Annotated in this window: 16 protein-coding genes; 9 read left to right on the forward strand and 7 right to left on the reverse strand. The window is 64.9% G+C overall.

Annotated features, from left to right (window positions below; translation table 11 throughout):
- The first annotated feature begins 25 nt into the window (after positions 1–25).
- Together ACNOHI_RS10270 and ACNOHI_RS10275 are read left to right on the forward strand one after the other, a co-directional pair.
- Positions 26–1114 (forward strand): M4 family metallopeptidase, encoded by a 1089-nt coding sequence (locus tag ACNOHI_RS10270; protein WP_420474576.1) that lies wholly within the window; start codon positions 26–28, stop codon positions 1112–1114.
- 4 nt (positions 1115–1118) lie between these two features.
- Complete coding sequence (locus ACNOHI_RS10275; protein WP_420474577.1) at positions 1119–1463, forward strand: protealysin inhibitor emfourin; 345 nt, start codon at positions 1119–1121, stop codon at positions 1461–1463.
- 7 nt (positions 1464–1470) lie between these two features.
- Here the strand turns inward: ACNOHI_RS10275 and ACNOHI_RS10280 are convergent, their stop codons facing one another.
- Positions 1471–2523, reverse strand: coding sequence for a porin (locus tag ACNOHI_RS10280; protein ID WP_420474578.1), 1053 nt, complete (start codon positions 2521–2523; stop codon positions 1471–1473).
- A gap of 279 nt (positions 2524–2802) precedes the next feature.
- Between ACNOHI_RS10280 and ACNOHI_RS10285 the strand changes: the two genes are divergently transcribed.
- From ACNOHI_RS10285 to ACNOHI_RS10295, 3 genes are all read left to right on the forward strand, one after another.
- Positions 2803–4353 carry an SEL1-like repeat protein gene (locus ACNOHI_RS10285; protein WP_420474579.1) on the forward strand — a complete coding sequence of 517 codons (1551 nt, stop codon included), beginning with the start codon at positions 2803–2805 and terminating at the stop codon, positions 4351–4353.
- Positions 4354–4425: 72 nt separating this feature from the next.
- Positions 4426–4779 (forward strand): CZB domain-containing protein, encoded by a 354-nt coding sequence (locus ACNOHI_RS10290; RefSeq protein ID WP_420474580.1) that lies wholly within the window; start codon positions 4426–4428, stop codon positions 4777–4779.
- Positions 4779–4997 carry a cysteine-rich CWC family protein gene (locus ACNOHI_RS10295; protein WP_420474581.1) on the forward strand — a complete coding sequence of 73 codons (219 nt, stop codon included), beginning with the start codon at positions 4779–4781 and terminating at the stop codon, positions 4995–4997. The genes ACNOHI_RS10290 and ACNOHI_RS10295 overlap by 1 nt, the downstream gene beginning before the upstream one ends.
- On the opposite strand, the gene ACNOHI_RS10300 is transcribed toward ACNOHI_RS10295, so the two are convergent.
- Together ACNOHI_RS10300 and ACNOHI_RS10305 are read right to left on the reverse strand one after the other, a co-directional pair.
- Positions 4994–5281: a hypothetical protein gene (locus ACNOHI_RS10300; protein WP_420474582.1), complete on the reverse strand. Its 288-nt coding sequence runs from the start codon at positions 5279–5281 to the stop codon at positions 4994–4996. The genes ACNOHI_RS10295 and ACNOHI_RS10300 overlap by 4 nt on opposite strands.
- Before the next feature lie 108 nt (positions 5282–5389).
- Positions 5390–5599, reverse strand: a complete 210-nt coding sequence (locus ACNOHI_RS10305; protein WP_420474583.1) for a hypothetical protein — start codon at positions 5597–5599, stop codon at positions 5390–5392.
- A gap of 114 nt (positions 5600–5713) precedes the next feature.
- Between ACNOHI_RS10305 and ACNOHI_RS10310 the strand changes: the two genes are divergently transcribed.
- The 3 genes from ACNOHI_RS10310 (at position 5714) to ACNOHI_RS10320 (ending at position 8109) form a co-directional block, all read left to right on the forward strand.
- Positions 5714–6868, forward strand: coding sequence for an ATP-binding protein (locus ACNOHI_RS10310; RefSeq protein ID WP_420474584.1), 1155 nt, complete (start codon positions 5714–5716; stop codon positions 6866–6868).
- Between the two features lie 153 nt (positions 6869–7021).
- The gene (locus tag ACNOHI_RS10315; protein WP_420474585.1) at positions 7022–7405 is read left to right on the forward strand and encodes a hypothetical protein; all 384 of its coding nucleotides are present in this window, start codon (positions 7022–7024) and stop codon (positions 7403–7405) included.
- A 74-nt stretch (positions 7406–7479) separates the two neighbouring features.
- On the forward strand, positions 7480–8109 hold the full coding sequence (locus ACNOHI_RS10320; protein ID WP_420474586.1) for an FABP family protein: 630 nt from the start codon (positions 7480–7482) through the stop codon (positions 8107–8109).
- 179 nt (positions 8110–8288) lie between these two features.
- Here ACNOHI_RS10320 and ACNOHI_RS10325 read toward each other — a convergent pair whose 3' ends face one another.
- Genes ACNOHI_RS10325 through ACNOHI_RS10340 form a run of 4 tightly spaced genes read right to left on the reverse strand, consistent with a single transcriptional unit; the run spans position 8289 to position 15530 of the window.
- Positions 8289–11177, reverse strand: coding sequence for an EAL domain-containing protein (locus ACNOHI_RS10325; protein WP_420474587.1), 2889 nt, complete (start codon positions 11175–11177; stop codon positions 8289–8291).
- Positions 11178–11188: 11 nt separating this feature from the next.
- Positions 11189–11623 carry a response regulator gene (locus tag ACNOHI_RS10330; RefSeq protein WP_420474588.1) on the reverse strand — a complete coding sequence of 145 codons (435 nt, stop codon included), beginning with the start codon at positions 11621–11623 and terminating at the stop codon, positions 11189–11191.
- Positions 11616–15071 carry a PAS domain S-box protein gene (locus ACNOHI_RS10335; protein ID WP_420474589.1) on the reverse strand — a complete coding sequence of 1152 codons (3456 nt, stop codon included), beginning with the start codon at positions 15069–15071 and terminating at the stop codon, positions 11616–11618. The genes ACNOHI_RS10330 and ACNOHI_RS10335 overlap by 8 nt, the downstream gene beginning before the upstream one ends.
- A 48-nt stretch (positions 15072–15119) precedes the next feature.
- Positions 15120–15530: a hypothetical protein gene (locus ACNOHI_RS10340; protein ID WP_420474590.1), complete on the reverse strand. Its 411-nt coding sequence runs from the start codon at positions 15528–15530 to the stop codon at positions 15120–15122.
- 207 nt (positions 15531–15737) lie between these two features.
- Here ACNOHI_RS10340 and ACNOHI_RS10345 point away from each other — a divergent pair, with 207 nt between their 5' ends.
- Complete coding sequence (locus tag ACNOHI_RS10345; RefSeq protein WP_420474591.1) at positions 15738–15905, forward strand: DUF3149 domain-containing protein; 168 nt, start codon at positions 15738–15740, stop codon at positions 15903–15905.
- Position 15906 lies beyond the last annotated feature (1 nt).

The raw sequence follows: 15906 nt of genomic DNA on the forward strand, positions 1-15906 counted from the left end.
CAGACCGTCTCCAAGGAGGTTCACCATGTGTCGCCACAACCCCGCGCACAATCCGATTCTCTGCATCCTGCCGCCCTATGTCCTGGATGGCATCGCCAACAATGGCACCCAGAAGCAGCGTGCCGCCGCCCTGCGCACGAAGTCCGCGGACAACACCTTCCGCGCCATGCGCATTGCACAGCAGGTGCCGTCCAGCGCAACGCAGCACGCTCCCGTGCCGCTGGCCGAACTGAAGCCGGTCCGTACGATTTACCATGCCAGGAACCAGCAGAACCTGCCGGGCGACGTCGTGCGCGCCGAAGGCGGGCCGGAAGTCGCGGGCGACGATGCCGCGAACGAGGCCTATGATGGGTTGGGGGCGACCTTCAATTTCTTTGCGGATGTATTCGGCCGCAACTCGATCGACGATGCCGGCATGCGGCTGGACGCGACCGTGCATTTCGGCGACGATTACAACAACGCATTCTGGAATTCCATGCAGATGGTGTTCGGCGATGGCGACGGCGAACTGTTCAACCGTTTCACCATCTCACTCGATATCATCGGCCATGAACTGGCCCACGGGGTAATCGAGGACGAGGCGGGGCTGCAATACCTCAACCAGCCTGGCGCGCTGAACGAATCGCTCGCCGATGTGTTCGGATCCATGGTGCGCCAGTATGCGGGCAGGGAATCGGCCAGGGATGCGAGCTGGCTGATCGGCGACGGGCTGTTTACCGGCAACGTCAACGGGGTGGCCCTGCGCTCGATGAAGGATCCGGGCTCCGCATTCGATGACCCGGTGATCGGCAAGGACCCGCAACCCAAACACATGGACGATTATGTGAATACCTTTTCGGATAACGGCGGTGTGCATATCAACTCCGGCATTCCCAACCATGCCTTTTACCGTGTCGCGACCGCGCTTGGCGGACATGCATGGGAGAAAGCCGGCCGCATCTGGTACGACGCCATGTGCGACCCGCGGGTAAGGCCGAACACCGGCTTTGTCCGCTTCGCGCGTGTCACTGCCGATATCGCCGGCCGCCGCTACGGCGCCGGCAGTACCGAACAGCGCGCGGTGTATGCGGGCTGGGACGCGGTCGGCATCGGCTTGCTGGCTTCTGACCTGTAGGGATATGGAACCGCTTCGCCAGATCATCTTCCAATCGGACTCCCACGGGGTCGGATTCTTCCCCGGCCTGGCGAAGCCGGTCGTCATCGATCCGGCGGCACTGGGCGAAGAGGATGCGGCGCGCCTGCAGGCCCTGGCCGAGGACGCGCGCTTCTTCGAGCTGCCGTCCGAAGTCGGTCAGCCGAGGGCAGGAGCGGCCGACTACCAGTGCGACGTCCTCACCATCGATGACGGAACGGCGACGCATACCGTGCGCGCCATGATGCCCATCGCCGACCCTGCACTCAAGGCACTGCTCGATGCGGTCAGGGCGCACGTCAAGGCGATACGCGCCGCTGCGCGACGCTAAGTTCCAATCAGAACTGATGTCGCACGCCGACGTTGAACTGTCGGCTGTCCTCACCGTTGGCGAACGCATTCAAGCGGACACCCGCATCGTTCTTCGTATGACTGATCGACGTGTAAATGTTCGTCCGCTTGGAGAGCGGCTGGATGTAGCCGAGTGCAATCTGGTCGCTCTCGCCCGCGGCGATGTCGCGCACATCGTTGCGGATGAACGAGGCCAGCACGGTCCCCGACCCGATCCGCGCCGATCCGCCCACCAGCCAGCTGCGGCTGTCGCGTGAGGTGCCTGCCTGGTCCGCCTCGGTATTTGCAAACGCCAGATGCGCCTTGGCGATGCCGAAGTCAAAAGTGCCGCCGATGAACGCCGTCTGCAGGTCCGCCACGCCCGTGCCGAGCGCGGCCACGGTGCCGGGCAGCGTGAAGGTGTTGGCGTCGTGATAGGCGAACTGCACGTTCATCGGTCCGTTCACATAGCTGACGCCCGCGACAAGCTGGCGCTGCGCTGAGCGGTCGCCCGCGACCTCGCCGAAGCCGTAGCCCAGCGTACCGGTAAAGCCCGCGAAGTCCGGCGTGGCATAGCTGATCGTGTTGTCCGTGCGCAGGAAGGGATCGGTGAAGTACAGCCCGGTGCCGAACATGCGCTGCGCATTGCCGGCGAGGTTGATGGCGAACGGATCGACGGCCAGCAGCGCGTTGTAGATCGGGGTTTGCTGGCGCCCCAGTTTCACCGCGCCGAACCCGCCGTTCAGCCCGACCCATGCCTGGCGGCCGAAGAAGCGGTTGCCCTGGCCCAGCGTTCCGGTATCGATGTTGAAACCGTTCTCGAGCGTGAAGCTGGCCGACAGGCCGCCGCCAAGGCTCTCGGTGCCGCGGAAGCCAATGCGCGAGCTGGAGTGCTGGCCGCTTTCCAGTCGCCATGTCTTGTCGCCGGCGGTGACGTTCTTGTCATACACGATGCCCGCGTCGACGATGCCGTAGAGAGTGAGGTTGGTCTGCGCGCTTGCTGTTCCCGCCATGGCGCCGAGCGCGCCGGTAACGAGGAGTGAGAGAAAGGACTTTTTCATGTGAGCACCCTTCGAAAAATTCGTTGAAGACAAGTCCGCGTTGGATCCGGTTTCAGTTGACCTGAACGGTGCTGAAGGACGTTTGTCCGGGATCAGTTGCCTCCGCAAGCCGTGCCGTTTTCATGCGGCGAGCGTTGTTTTTATGCGATAGCGAAGGTGACCCCGGTCAAGGAATATCCAGCCGTCAGCAGTGTGCGACGGCACATGCTGCTCAGGTGCATTGCGCGCCGGTTAAGATGCGATTGTCATCCTGCAAACAAGAACAAAAGAAGGAGCCGCATGAACGATCGCGTCTGCATTCTCAAATCGCCGGTCCCCGATGATGACGGCAGCGCCTGGGCGTATCTCCACACCGTGCTCGAACGCCGCGACGACGAATCCTGCCTCCCGCCCGATCCGGTTTTTCTTCTTCTCGCCGAGAGGCTCGCTGCACGCGTTCCCGCCGTTGGCGATATCGATGCCGGCTGCTCGGCCGCGGTCCTCGGCCGCATCGAGGAGAACATGTGCGCCGTCGTGGAATCCGCCAACGCGCTCGGACTCGTCGTCTTCGACGGACCGAAGGCCAGGGTGTTTCGCCCTCCGCTTGGCGGAGCGCGCTACGGGCGCGACGGCACGACGGAACTCGTGCGCGTGGCGATCACGGGCATCCGCGAGGGATTCACGCAGCAGCGTGCGGCAGAGCTGCTCGCGCCGCTCTTCAAGCGCACCGAAGCGGAGGTGCGCCGCCTGCTGTCGCTGCCAAGGCCCGTGGTGAAGTCCGGCGTGTCGCGCGAGACGGCGCAGAAATATGTCGATGCGCTGGAGCGATGCGGCTGCACCTGCGCGTTGCAGGTCGAAGGCGCCGAGATGTCGCTGCTGCGCGATTCGCCCATGGCGCAGTGCCGCAAGCAGGCGGAGGCGGGCGACGCCCAGGCGCAGTTCGATCTGGGCTGCATGCATTTCGGCGCGGATGGCGAGGACAGGGACTGGGCGCAGGCGCTGCACTGGTGGCGCAAGGCGGCGGAGCAGGGCCATGGGGCCGCCCTGTCCAATCTTGCCTGGCTCTATCACGCTGGCCAGGACGTCCCGCAGGACCTCGCGCAGTCCATCGCCTGCGCGCGGCAGGCGGCGGACCTGGGCCTGGCCGGCGCGCAGTTTTTCCTTGGCGAGCGCGTCGCGAAGGGCGAGGGCGTGGAGAAAGACACGCACCAGGCAGCCCAGTGGTACAGGAAAGCGGCGGAGCAGGGACATGCCGTGGCGCAGTTCCGACTCGGTGTGCGGGCGCTGGAAAGCCTGCACACCCAGGCGGACGCGCTGCTCTGGTTCCGCAAGTCCGCCGCGCTGGGATATGCACCCGCACAGCACAACCTCGGCGTCATGCACGAGCGCGGCATCGCGGTCGGCGTCGACGCGGCCTGCGCCGCGCGCTGGTACCGGCGGGCCGCCCTGCAGGGATACGCGGCGTCGCAGTACAACCTGGCGGTGATGCATTCGGAAGGGCGGGGCGTCGCGCAAGACTTCCGTGAAGCAGCCGAATGGTATCGTCCGGCGGCGGAGCAGGGGCATGCCAATGCGCAGTTCAATCTCGCGCGCGCCTACCACAGCGGTGAAGGCGTGGCGCAGGACGATACGCTGGCGGCGCACTGGTTCTCGCGCTGCGCGGAACGGGGCGACGCGGACGCGCAGTACCTGCTCGGCATGAAGTACTGTGCGGGCCTGGGTGTGCCGTGCGACCTCGGCAAGGGCTTCGACCTGGTGGGCCGCGCGGCGGCGCAGGGGCACCGGGAGGCGCGCGCGCAACTGGACTCGCTCCACGACGCACCGCCGGGGCGGGGGACATGGTTGCATTGAATGCTGGTCTTAACAGGACGGAATGCCCCTGCTATGATGCTTTTCCGGAAAGCGACACAACAGGGAAACGCCATGAATCTGGAAGAAGCACTGGCCAAGGACGGAGAGATCCGTCAGAAACTCCTCAACGCAATTGCAGAACACCACGAGCTTGACCCGAAAGCCGCCGGCAAGACCGACGGTTGCATGCTGGGCAACTGGCTGCACGGTGAGGGCGAACGCCGCTTTCCGTTCGTGAAGAGCTTCCAGCCCTGCGTCGATGCGCACGCCGCCTTTCATGCGGAAGTGGAAAAAGTGGCGCGCCAGATCAACCTCGGCGAATACGAACAGGCCAAGGCGATGCTCGGCAGCGGCACGCCGTGCACGAAGGCCTTCATTGCCATGGTGGCGGCCGTCCGGCAATTGAAAACGGATGCGAAGCTGTAATGGGCTCGCTCGATCCCAAACCGAATAACACCTGCCCACTGTGCGGCGGCCCCAACGGATGCGCACCGGCGGCAAGCGGCAGCTTCGACACGCCGTGCTGGTGCACGACGACGGCCATTGATCCTTCGGTGCTGGCACGCATTCCCGAAGCGCAGCGCCACCAGGCCTGCGTCTGCCGAAATTGTGCGACCGGAAAGTCTGCCAAGTCCCCGATCTAGTGTTCAAGCAAGCGCGCCAGGACGTTCCGCATGCGATGGTCGATGGCCGTACGACGCCGCAAGCCGGAATAACTGATCAGCTCCCGGTCGGTGAAGCATACCGGTTCGTCCTTGCCATTGATGAGGATGTGCATCTCGTTCATGCCGTCGTCACCCATCCTGGCGCGGCGTGCCCAGTAGCAGTCGGGAAATGATTTGCGCATCAGCAGGGCAATTTCAGTCAGCCGTGCTTCGACCGCGGCCGATCCGAGCTCAAGCCCGAGCGATACTCGACGATACTTCATGATATGCCGTCTCCATACAGATTCCCCGCACGCAACGCGATTGCTTCCGGGATGCACTGTAGTCCGTTTGACAACGCGCTGTGGATAGGTTCCCTGCGCTGGGATGACTCAGGCTTTCTTCGCGCGGCGGTAGCGCATGATGGCATTGAGCAGGCAATGCCATTCCCATTGATCGCGGTAAAGCGACGCGCTCATTTCCACGTAGTGGTACTTCCAGCCCTGCTCGCAGCAGTCCGGGCAATCCAGGTCGGGAATCGCCTTTGCCATCTCGGCGGCAAAACGCTCAAGGTCTTCGGGAGTGATGTCCTGATGGTCCATGGCAATAGGACACGTGGCACGGAGATTGATTCCACGCCGCGTGCGTGAACTTGCCGCGCGCCGCCCGGTCATCACGGCATACCGACCGTTCGGTCTGACCCAGGGCAACCAACCGTGACCACCCCGCCTGCCGCGCCGGGAAAACCTGGCCAGCTTTCTCCACACGCGATGCGCATGATGGCGCTGCGTGACGAGGTGTTGCGTGAGTGGGGGCAGCGGGTTCAGGCAACCGTCAAGGAGTCCAGGAATCTCCCTCATCCTATCCTGATCGATACCTTTCCCGGACTCTACGAAGATATCGCGCAAGCGATTTCTCCGGATTTCCCGCGCGCCACCGCCACCGAGGGCAACACGGTCGCTTCCGAGCACGGCGGCGAGCGCGCCCGGCTGACGAACTACGATGCGCAGGCAGTGATCGCGGAATACCAGATCCTGCGCTGGGCGATTTTCGATGTCCTGCAGCGCGACGGCGTGCGGCTCGACAGCAACGAGTCCGCCATCATCAACGTCTGCATTGACGACGCGATACGCGAGTCGGCCAATGCCTTTGCCCTGGCGCAGGCGGCGCTGCGCGAGCGATTCGTCGCCGGCCTGACGCATGACCTGCGCAATCCGCTGGCCAGCGCGAGCATCGCCGCCGACCTGATTGCCCTGTCGAGCAGCGAGCCGAAGACACGCGAAATCGCTGCAAGCATTTCGGACAATCTTGCGCGCATGGACGGCATGATCAACGACTTGCTCGATACCGTCGTGTTCCAGGCCGGTGCACGCATGCGGCTTCACCTGGAGGCGTTCGACATGCTGGCACTCGCGCGTGAAGTTGTCGATCAGCTGGGGCAGCGAGAGGGTGGCATTGTGCTCACGGGCGTGGCAACTGCCGGCACCTGGGACCGGCAGGCGCTCAAGCGTGCGCTTGAGAACCTGGTCGGAAACGCGGTGAAGTACCGCGTCCCCGGAACGCCCGTCAGCGTGCATGTGGCGGCCAAGCAGGAGCGGATGATCGCGACGGTGCATAACGAGGGAGAGCCGATTCCACCCGGGCAGGCGGAACTGGTGTTTCAGATGTTTCGCCGATCCGCGTCGGCGGAGGAGGGCGGCAAGCCGGGGTGGGGGCTGGGGCTGCCCTTTGTGCGCGCGGTGGCGGAGAGCCACGGCGGCAGCGTCGCCTTCGATAGCGCCGCGGAGCGTGGCACGACCTTCATGATCGACCTGCCCATCGACGCCCGGCCGTTCCTCGACGCACCCACGCTGGTGCGCGGGCCCGCCTGACCGCAATCAAGAAATCCGTCGCGCCTCGCGCATTCCCCCAAATTCATGGGATACCGCAGCGCACAAAAAAAGCGTCTAATCACTTCCGCCTGACAACGCAGCGCCAACCACGAGGAGACTGCGCAATCGGGTGTCATTCGTTCCGGGAGAATCATGAAACGCTGTATCGCCGTCGCATTCCTGCTCGTCACCGTCAATGCAACCACCGCCGCGTCCCACACGCCCGCGGCGGAATTCGGATCGCAGCTCGACTGCGCGACAAGGAAGTCGCTCAACGCGTACAGCCCGTACATGCCCGAGGTCCGTCGCGTGCGACGCGCTGTCGACAGCTGCATCTCCGGCAGCATGGGCAACGAAGCGCGCATCATTCGCGCGTCCGCGCGGACGACGCTCGTGGACCTGGAAGCACGCCGCGAAGACCTGGTCGAGGCAACGATGAGCCGCCTCCAGCTTTGCCGCGATACCGGCATCGGCGCCGCAAAATTCACGACGGCCTGCCCGCAACTGTTTTCGCTCGACCATGTCGCTGCTGATTAAGGCATGAGCATCGTGAGGGAATTCTCTCTACAATCACCGGAATGCATATCAGCAACAACCTCACCGATGATTCCATGAGCGATTTCCCAACCGATATCTACACCGAACCTTCCGATCTCGACGTCAATACCCTTGCCAACCTTGGCCCACTGCGCGGCATGGCCGGGGTCTGGGAGGGCACGCGCGGACTGGACGTGAAGCCGAAGGCCGACGGCCCGCGCAAGCAGGCGTTCGTCGAGCGCATCGAGCTGCAGCCAATCGATCCTGTCACCAACGGCCCGCAGCTGTTCTACGGCCTGCGCTACCACACCCACGTTACCAAGCCGGACCAGGTAAAGACCTACCACGACCAGGTCGGCTACTGGCTGTGGGAGCCGGCCACCGGGACCATCATCCAGACGCTCGCCATTCCGCGCGGGCAGATTGCGATGGCATCGGGCACGGCAAGCGCCGACGCGACCGGCTTCGAGCTGGTGGCCAGGCACGAATCCGAACATTTCGGCATCCGCTCGAATCCCTTCCTCGACCATGCCTTCCATACCGTCGAGTACCGCATCAAGGTGACGATCAATGCCGACGGCACCTGGGCCTATGACGAGGACACGGTGATGATGATCCGCGGGAAGGAAGAACCGTTCCACCACACCGACCGCAACCTGTTGACGAAGGTGGCGGAGCCGACGCCGAATCCGCTGGCGCGATAAAGGCAGGGTTCATCGCTGCGGTGTTCCGCCTTGTTGCAGCATGCGACTGAAGGCGGGCGCCCTCACATTATTTTTCGCATTTTTTCCCCGTCATTCCGGCCTGCGCGGGAACGACGGGGTTGCTTGCTGAATAAAATCGACCGTCGTCACCCGCCCTCGAACGCGCGCTTTTTCCCGCCTCACCCCAACCTCCGGCCTTCCCGAAGCATTCGCCCGAACTCCTCGGCGGGCACCGGCTTGCCGAGGTAAAACCCCTGCATCTCGTCACACGCGTTCTTGCGCAGGTAGTCCAGTTGTTCCCGCGTCTCCACGCCTTCCGCGATGACCTTGAGCTGCATGCGGTGGGCGAGGTCGATGACGGAGTTGGCGATCGCTGCCGAGGTCGTGTTGGTGACAAGATCGACGACGAAGGAGCGATCGATCTTGATCTGGTCGAGCGGGAAGCGGCTGAGGTAGGCCAGGCTGGAGTAGCCCGTGCCGAAGTCGTCAAGCGACAGTTGCAGGCCGATCTGCTTGAGGCGCTGCAGGCGCTCGATGGTCTGGTCGGGGCGGTCGATGAGCATGCTCTCGGTCAGCTCCAGCGTCAGGTGCCACGCGGGGACGCCATGCCGTTCCAGGGCCTCGGCCACGACCCGCTCCAGGTCTTCTCCGTGGAACTGGCGGGCCGATACATTCACGGCGACGTTCGCGCCGCTCAGGCCGGCATCGTTCCAGGCGCGGATCTGGCGGCAGGCCTCGTCGATCACCCAGGCGCCGATGGGAATGATGTGTCCATTCTTTTCCGCCAGCGGAATGAACTCGTTGGGCGGCACCAGGCCATGGCCCGGACGTATCCAGCGCAGCAAGGCTTCCGCACCGGTGATGCGCCCGGTTTCGAGGTTCGCCTTGGGCTGGTAGTGGAGGACGAATTCTTGCTGCGACAGGGCGCGGCGCAGGCCGGCGTCGATTTCCAGTTGCGCCAGCGCGCGCTTGCTGAGGTCGCTGGTGTAGAAGGCAATCTGGTTGCCGCCGCTTTCCTTGGCACGGTGTACCGCGGCGTCGGCGCGGTGCAGCAGGTCGTGCGCGGACGTGGCGTCCTGCGGGTACAGGCTGATGCCGATGCTGGTGCGGGCATAGACTTCCGAGGCGCCTTCCAGCAGGAAGGGCGCATCAAGCGTGACCAGGAGGTCGACGGCGAGCGCTTCCGCATCGCCGGGATCGCGCACTTCTTCCATCACAATGACGAACTCGTCCGCGCTCAGGCGCCCGAGGAAGTGCCGCCCGCCGAGCCGGCGGTTGAGCCTGCCGGTCACGCCGAGCAGCACGGAATCGCCGGACCCGTGTCCGAGGCTGTCGTTGATGGTCTTGAACTTGTCGAGGTTGAGGAACAGCACCGCCACCTGCCCACCCTGGTGCTGCGCCTTTTCCAGCGCGTGCTGCAGCAGGGAGCGCAGCAGCGCGCGGTTGGGCAGGCCGGTGAGCGGATCGTAGTTCGCGAGATGCTCGCGTTGTTCCTCGCTTCGCCGAAGCTGCGTCAGGTCCGTTCCGACCGCGACATAATGCGTCGGCGTGCCGCCGTCGTCGCGCACTGTGTTGATCGTCAGCCACTGCGGATAGATTTCTCCGTTCTTGCGGCGATTCCATATTTCACCCTGCCACTGTCCACCTTCACGCAGGCTGTTCCACATTGCATCATAGTACCCACGGTCTTGCCGTCCCGATTGCAACAGGCTGGCCGGGCGGCCGGTGGCCTCCGCTTCGGTGTAGCCGGTGATTTCGGTGAAGGCGGGATTGACCGAGAGGATGCGGGCGCCGAGGTCGGTAATCATTACCGCGTCGCGGCTGCTGGTGAGCGCCGCCGCCTGCAGGCGCTGGCGTTCGCCGGCCTCGTGGCTGGCGGTGACGTCGCTCCAGCTGCCGACGACCTCGCAGGGCATGCCCGATGCATCCAGCAGCAGGCGGGTGTCGTCGCGCACCCAGCGCATCGCGCCCGATTTGTCGCGGAAGCGGTATTCGTGCGTGACGCTGTGCTCGGTGTACAGGCGGCGGTGCTCCGCGAATACGCGCTCTCGGTCGTCCGGATGCAGGCCGGCGATCCACCAGCCGGGCTTCAGGCATTCTTCCTGCGTGTAGCCGAACAGACGCGTCATGTTCTCGCTCATCCACACCGGCGTGATCCGGTCGCCGTCCACCTTCAGGGAGTAAAGGATCGTCGGATTGGCCGCCAGCAGGTGCCGCAGGCGCTCCGAGGTCGTGCGCAGCTTGGCCTGCTCGCGCGCGAGTTGCACCTGCCGGTAGGCGTGCTCGAGGATGGCGGGCAGCTCGACGAGATAGCCTTCGTGTTTCATGAGGTAGTCTGCCACGCCCAGGCGCAGCGCTTCGGCGACGACATCCTCGCTGCCCTGTCCGGTCACCAGGACCACCGGAACGTCGTAGCCGCGTTCGTCGCGCAGTACCTTGGCGACTTCGAGCGCATTGACGCCGGAGAGCTGGTAATCCAGGAGCACGACATCGAACGGCGGGTCGCCGGCGAGCTCCGGCGGTAGCGCATCCAGCACTTCCGCGCCGCCGGTCACAACAGACAGGCGCACTTGCGGTGCGTGGCGAGCGAAGTGGCGCCGCGTCAGGTCGATGTCGAACTGGCTGTGTTCCGCATACAGCACGCGCAGTAGGCGCGTCTTTCCGGCCAGCTCGGAGCGGAAGCGCGCGAGCGCCGCTGCCAGGGTATGGATCAGCCGGATCCCGTAATCGGCCCGCTTGACCACATAGTCGTCGGCGCCGGCCTTGAGCGCCGCGATCGCCGCTTCCTGGTCGCCGGAACCGGTGAGGATCACGACCGCCAGCGGCAGGTTGCGCTCGCGAACGTAGGACAGCAGCTCCAGGCCGGTGCCGTCGGGCAGGTTCAGGTCGGACAGGATGAGATCGTAAGGGGGCTGCGGTCCTTCCAGCTTCGCCCGTGCCGCACTCACGCTGGAAACGACGTCCACCCCCATGTCCGGCGCCTGGCGCGCCAGCCCCCGGCGCACGAGGTCGGCATCCATCGCATTGTCTTCGAGATAGAGGATTCTCTTCGGCAGGTCGGCGAGCATCACTCTCTCCCTTACTGCGGCGGTTCGTTCAGCGCGCACCAGTACAGCTCGATCTGCGCGGCCACTTCGAGGAAGCGGTCGAAGGCGACCGGCTTGACGATGTAGGAGTTGGCGCCCAACTGGTATGCGGTCTGGATGTCGCGGTCCTCCGCGGAAGAACTGAGCACGACGACGGGAATGGCGCGGCTCACGGCATGTTCCTTCCACCGCGCGAGCACATCAAGGCCGTCGACGCGCGGCAGCTTGAGGTCGAGCAGGATTAGGAGCGGCAGGGTTTCGCCGGCTTCCCAGCGCGGAATCCACGCCAGCGCCTCTTCGCCGTCGCGCGCGACTTCGATCGGATTGAGCAGGGCGTGCCGTGCGAAAGCGCGCAGCGTCAGGTCGAGGTCGACAGGGTTGTCCTCCACCAGCAGGACGGGACGGGGGAAGGGCGTCGTACTAGCCATGCATCAGCTCCAGGTAGAAGGTGGCGCCTTGCCCGGGCGAACTCTCCGCCCAGACCCTGCCACCCATGCGTTGCGCCGCCTTGCGCACCAGCGCCAGTCCCACGCCGGTGCCCGGGTAATCCTCGGGACGGTGCAGACGGCTGAAAATATCGAAAATGCGCTCGTGGAATTTCATGTCGAATCCGATGCCGTTGTCGCGAACCCACAGGATAACCCTGGCGCCGTCCTCGCGCGCGCCGATCTCGACCTGCGGCGCCGCAACGTGGCGGCTGAACTTGATGGCATTGTCGAGCAGGTTGCGCAGGATGATGGCGAGGCCGTCGCGGTCGCCGCGCACGGTGAGCGGCGGCAGTGCGCAATGTAGCGCGATATTGGCGTTCTGGGGCGCGCTCCGGTAGGACTGCAGCACAGCCTCGGTGCAGGCGCGCAGGTCGAGCGTCGCGCTGTCCAGGTTGCGGCGTTCCATGCGGGCGTAGGCGAGCAGGTCGGCGATCAGCGCGTTCATCTGCGCCACGCCTGCGCGAATGTTGCGCAGGAACAGGCGGCCTTCATCATCCAGTTGCGCCGATGCGCCTTCCTCCAGCAACTGGCTGTAGCCGTCGATCCCGCGCAAGGGCGCCTTCAAATCGTGGGAGACGGAGTAGGAGAAGGCTTCCAGCTCCTTGTTGGCGGCGGCGAGCTGGGCGGTACGCTCCAGTACGCGCTGCTCCAGCTCGGCATTGAGCTTGAGGATTTCCGCTTCGGCGCGTTTCTGCTCGGTGATGTCGCGGATCACGCTCAGCACGTGCGGCCTGCCTTCCAGTTCGATCATTTCACCCGCCATCAGGCCGATGCGCTGCTCGCGCTGCCGGTTGCGGAAGTTGGCTTCCATCCCGGCAATGCGCCCGTGCGTCTTCATTGCCGCCAGATAGCGAGCGCGGTCTTCCGGATCGTCGTAGAAGTGGAATTCCTCCACCGGGCGGCCCACCAGTTCGTCGCGGCTGTATCCGGCCAGACGCTGGCCGGCGTCGTTGATGTCGACCACGCGGCCATCCTCGAAGCAGGTGATGAGGATGGCATCCGGACTGGAGCGGAAGGCGATGGCGAACTTTTCCTCCGAGGCGCGCAGCGTTTTCAGCACGCGCCGGCGCTCGGTGATGTCCTGCATGGCGAACACGACGCCTTCCATCCTGCCCTGTTCATCGCGCAGCGGTGCGGCGTTCACGGAAAGCTGCACGCGCCGCCCGTCGGGCCGCAGCATCGAATACTCGCAATCGGCCACCGGCTTGCCGGTCGTCTTCACCATGGCGAACGGGAAGCGCTCCGGGGCAACCGGGCGGCCATCCGCGTCGTCGATCTTCCACTCCGGCGAGTTGTAGGCACGCTGCATGATGCGCTCGCGCGTCTCGCCGACGATGTCGAGCGCGGCCGGGTTGATGAGGCTGAAGCTGCCATCCATGCGCATGGCGAAAATGCCGATCGGACTGCAGCCGGTGACCTGCTCAAGCAGTGCGCGTTCGCTGCGCAGCGCCCTTTCCGCCGTCGTGCGCGCAATCGCGATCGCCGCCGTCTGCGTCGCCACGTCGATCAGCCCCTGCTGGCGCCGGTCGGGCAAACCCGGGATGCGGTAATAGATGGCAAAGGTGCCAAGCAGCCGCTTGGCCGCGTCAAAGATCGGCGTCGACCAGCAGGCGCGCAGGCCGTGCTGGAGTGCGACGTCGCGGTAACGTTCCCACAGGGGATCGCAGGCGATGTCCTCGACGTACACCGCCTGCATGCGCCAGGCCGCGGTGCCGCAGGAGCCGGCACGCTCCCCGATGGGCTCGCCATCGATGGCGTCCCGGTATGCCTCGGGCAGGCTCGGACCGGCGCCGTGGCGCAGGTGGGCACCGTCGCTATCGAGCAGCAGGACCGAGCAGAGCATGCCGGGTGCCTGGGCTTCGATCACGCGCAGCAGGGTATCGAGGGTGTCCGGCAGTTCCGCACCGCGTGCGATCATCTCCAGCACCTGCTTCTGTCCGGCGACCAGGGCTTCGCTCTTCTTGCGCTCGTCGATGTTTTCAATGACGAACAGCTGGTAATCCGGCTGGCCGCCGGTCCTCACCATCGACACCGTCAGGTTGGCCCACATGCACTCGCCATCGGCTTGCAGCAGGCGCTTCTCCACGGCGTAGGTGGCGATGGATCCTGCCAGCAGCTGTGCGGCGAGTTCGACGTCCTTGTCGGCGTCTTCCGGACAAGAGAGTTGCCGCATGGGACGGGCAAGCAGGGTGTCAGGGTCCATGGCGAGCATGTCGCACAGCCGCTGGTTCACCTGCAGCAGGCTGCCGTCCGGACGGACGCGCGCCAGGCCGACGGCGGCCTGCTCGAATGTCGCGCGCAGGATCTCGTTGCGCTGCTCCAGCTCTTGCGCCATGGCGTTGAAACTCGCTGCGAGCGCACCAACCTCGCCCTTGGCGCGCACCGTGGAGCGGTGGCCGAGCGCGCCGCCGGCCAGCCTGGTCGCGTCGGACGCAAGGCGACGCAGCGGCGCGGCAATCCCCCGCGACAGCCAGGCCGCGATGCCGATCGTCAGCACGGCGATGATCGCGGTGAGCATGACGGCCGAATGCAGATGGGCGCGGCTTGCCGCCAGCGCGACATCGGAGGGAATGCCGACCAGCACCACCCAGGGCAGGCGCTCCGACGAGACGATGGCGGACATGCGCGCCACACGGTCCGTGGTGACCATTTCGCGCGTGCCGCTCCGTTCCTGCAGGGCCCGGCGCACTTCCGGCGCCCCGGAGAGGTCCTTGCCGATCCAGCGTTCCGGCTGGATGGAACGCGCCACGACCACGCCGTTGTTGTCGATGACCGAAATGAGCGTGCCGCGCGGAAGGGGAACCCGGGTGAAGTCGTCCTGGAACCGCTCCAGCTGGATTGACATGCTGGCCACGCCGCGCACCGGCCCCCGCGGATCGTCGCGGATGGCGCGCGCGAAGACGGCGATCCACTTGCCGGACGTGCGGGACACGATCGGCTTGCCCACGGCGAGGGCGTCGCCCGACGTGGCATCCTTGAAGTAGCTGCGGTCGGCCACGTTGATTGTGCCGTAGGCCGGCGGTTCGGATTCCGCCGAGTACAGCATGGTGCCGTCGGGTTCGATCAGGGAAATGCTGCCGATGTAATCCGGCAGGCCGGCCTTGATGCGCCGCAGGCGTGCATTGCCCTCGTCGATGCGTCGGGCATCCAGCGGCATGGTGGATGCGAGGGTGAGCAGGAGGGAATCGATGGTGCGCACCTGCTGCTCGATGCGGCCGAGCACGGTTTGCGCGGCGAGAGCGGATTGATCGAGCGCTTCAGCGCGTGCGGTCTCGGCTTCGTCGTAGGCGTTGTAGAACTGCAAGGCGACAAAGGGGGCGGCCACAACGGCGACGAGAAGAACCAGCTGTGCGGCAATGGACTGTCGAAACGTCGCGACACGCGGCATCTGAACCCGGCCCCCCGTTGTTGTAGTTTTGAACCGCCACCTCGAGAATCAGTATAGCCGCTTCCTCACGCGGTAGTCATGCTCCACGACGATCCTTGTCGATCCGACAAGCGGGCTCAATCCCATGACGAACTGGGTCAGCGTTTCGCCCGGCAGGGCCCAGACCTGCGATGCCGGGGCCGGCACACGGGTCGCGGCGGTGATCAGGGGCGCAACCCATTCGGCTTCGGGCGTCACGTCGAGCAGGATTTCGCCTTCCGGCGTGGTGTGCATGTAGATATCCCCGCCCGCCTCCAGCATGAAGCAGATGCCGTAGCCGGAAGCGTTCTGCTTCTCGATCGTGCGCTGCAGGTCACGGTTGTAGTTGTCGATCCAGGCTTCGACATCGTAGGTCGTCTTCAGGTGAATCCAGGGGCGCGCCGCGGGTTCGTCGCGCATGTCCTCGTTGCTGCTGTCCATCGTTGCTCCGCAATGTCTTTTGACCCCTGAATATACACGTCCGGCTCCGCCATGACTGCCAGCGCTGGCAGTCGGGCAGTGACAAAATTGAGGAGAGCAGGAGGATGGGCGGAGAAAACGCCAGCAGGATGAAGGACTTGCGACAGGCTTGCAGCGTGGCACGCGCGTTGCATTACATTGCATGCGATCCACTTTGCGGAGTTCATCATGCAAGCCTGGAAAATGCTGTTCACATCGGATATCGGCCTGTTTACCGTCGCCGTGTTTCTGGTGCTGTTCGCGATGATCGCCTACTTCCTCTGGCTATTCGCGATCCGCAAGCCGGACGATGAAAGCTACATGCCGCACGCAACGCATGGAAAGCAAGCGCACTAGA

It is taken from the genome of Noviherbaspirillum sp. ST9, assembly GCF_048799745.1.
Lineage (GTDB): Bacteria > Pseudomonadota > Gammaproteobacteria > Burkholderiales > Burkholderiaceae_D > Noviherbaspirillum.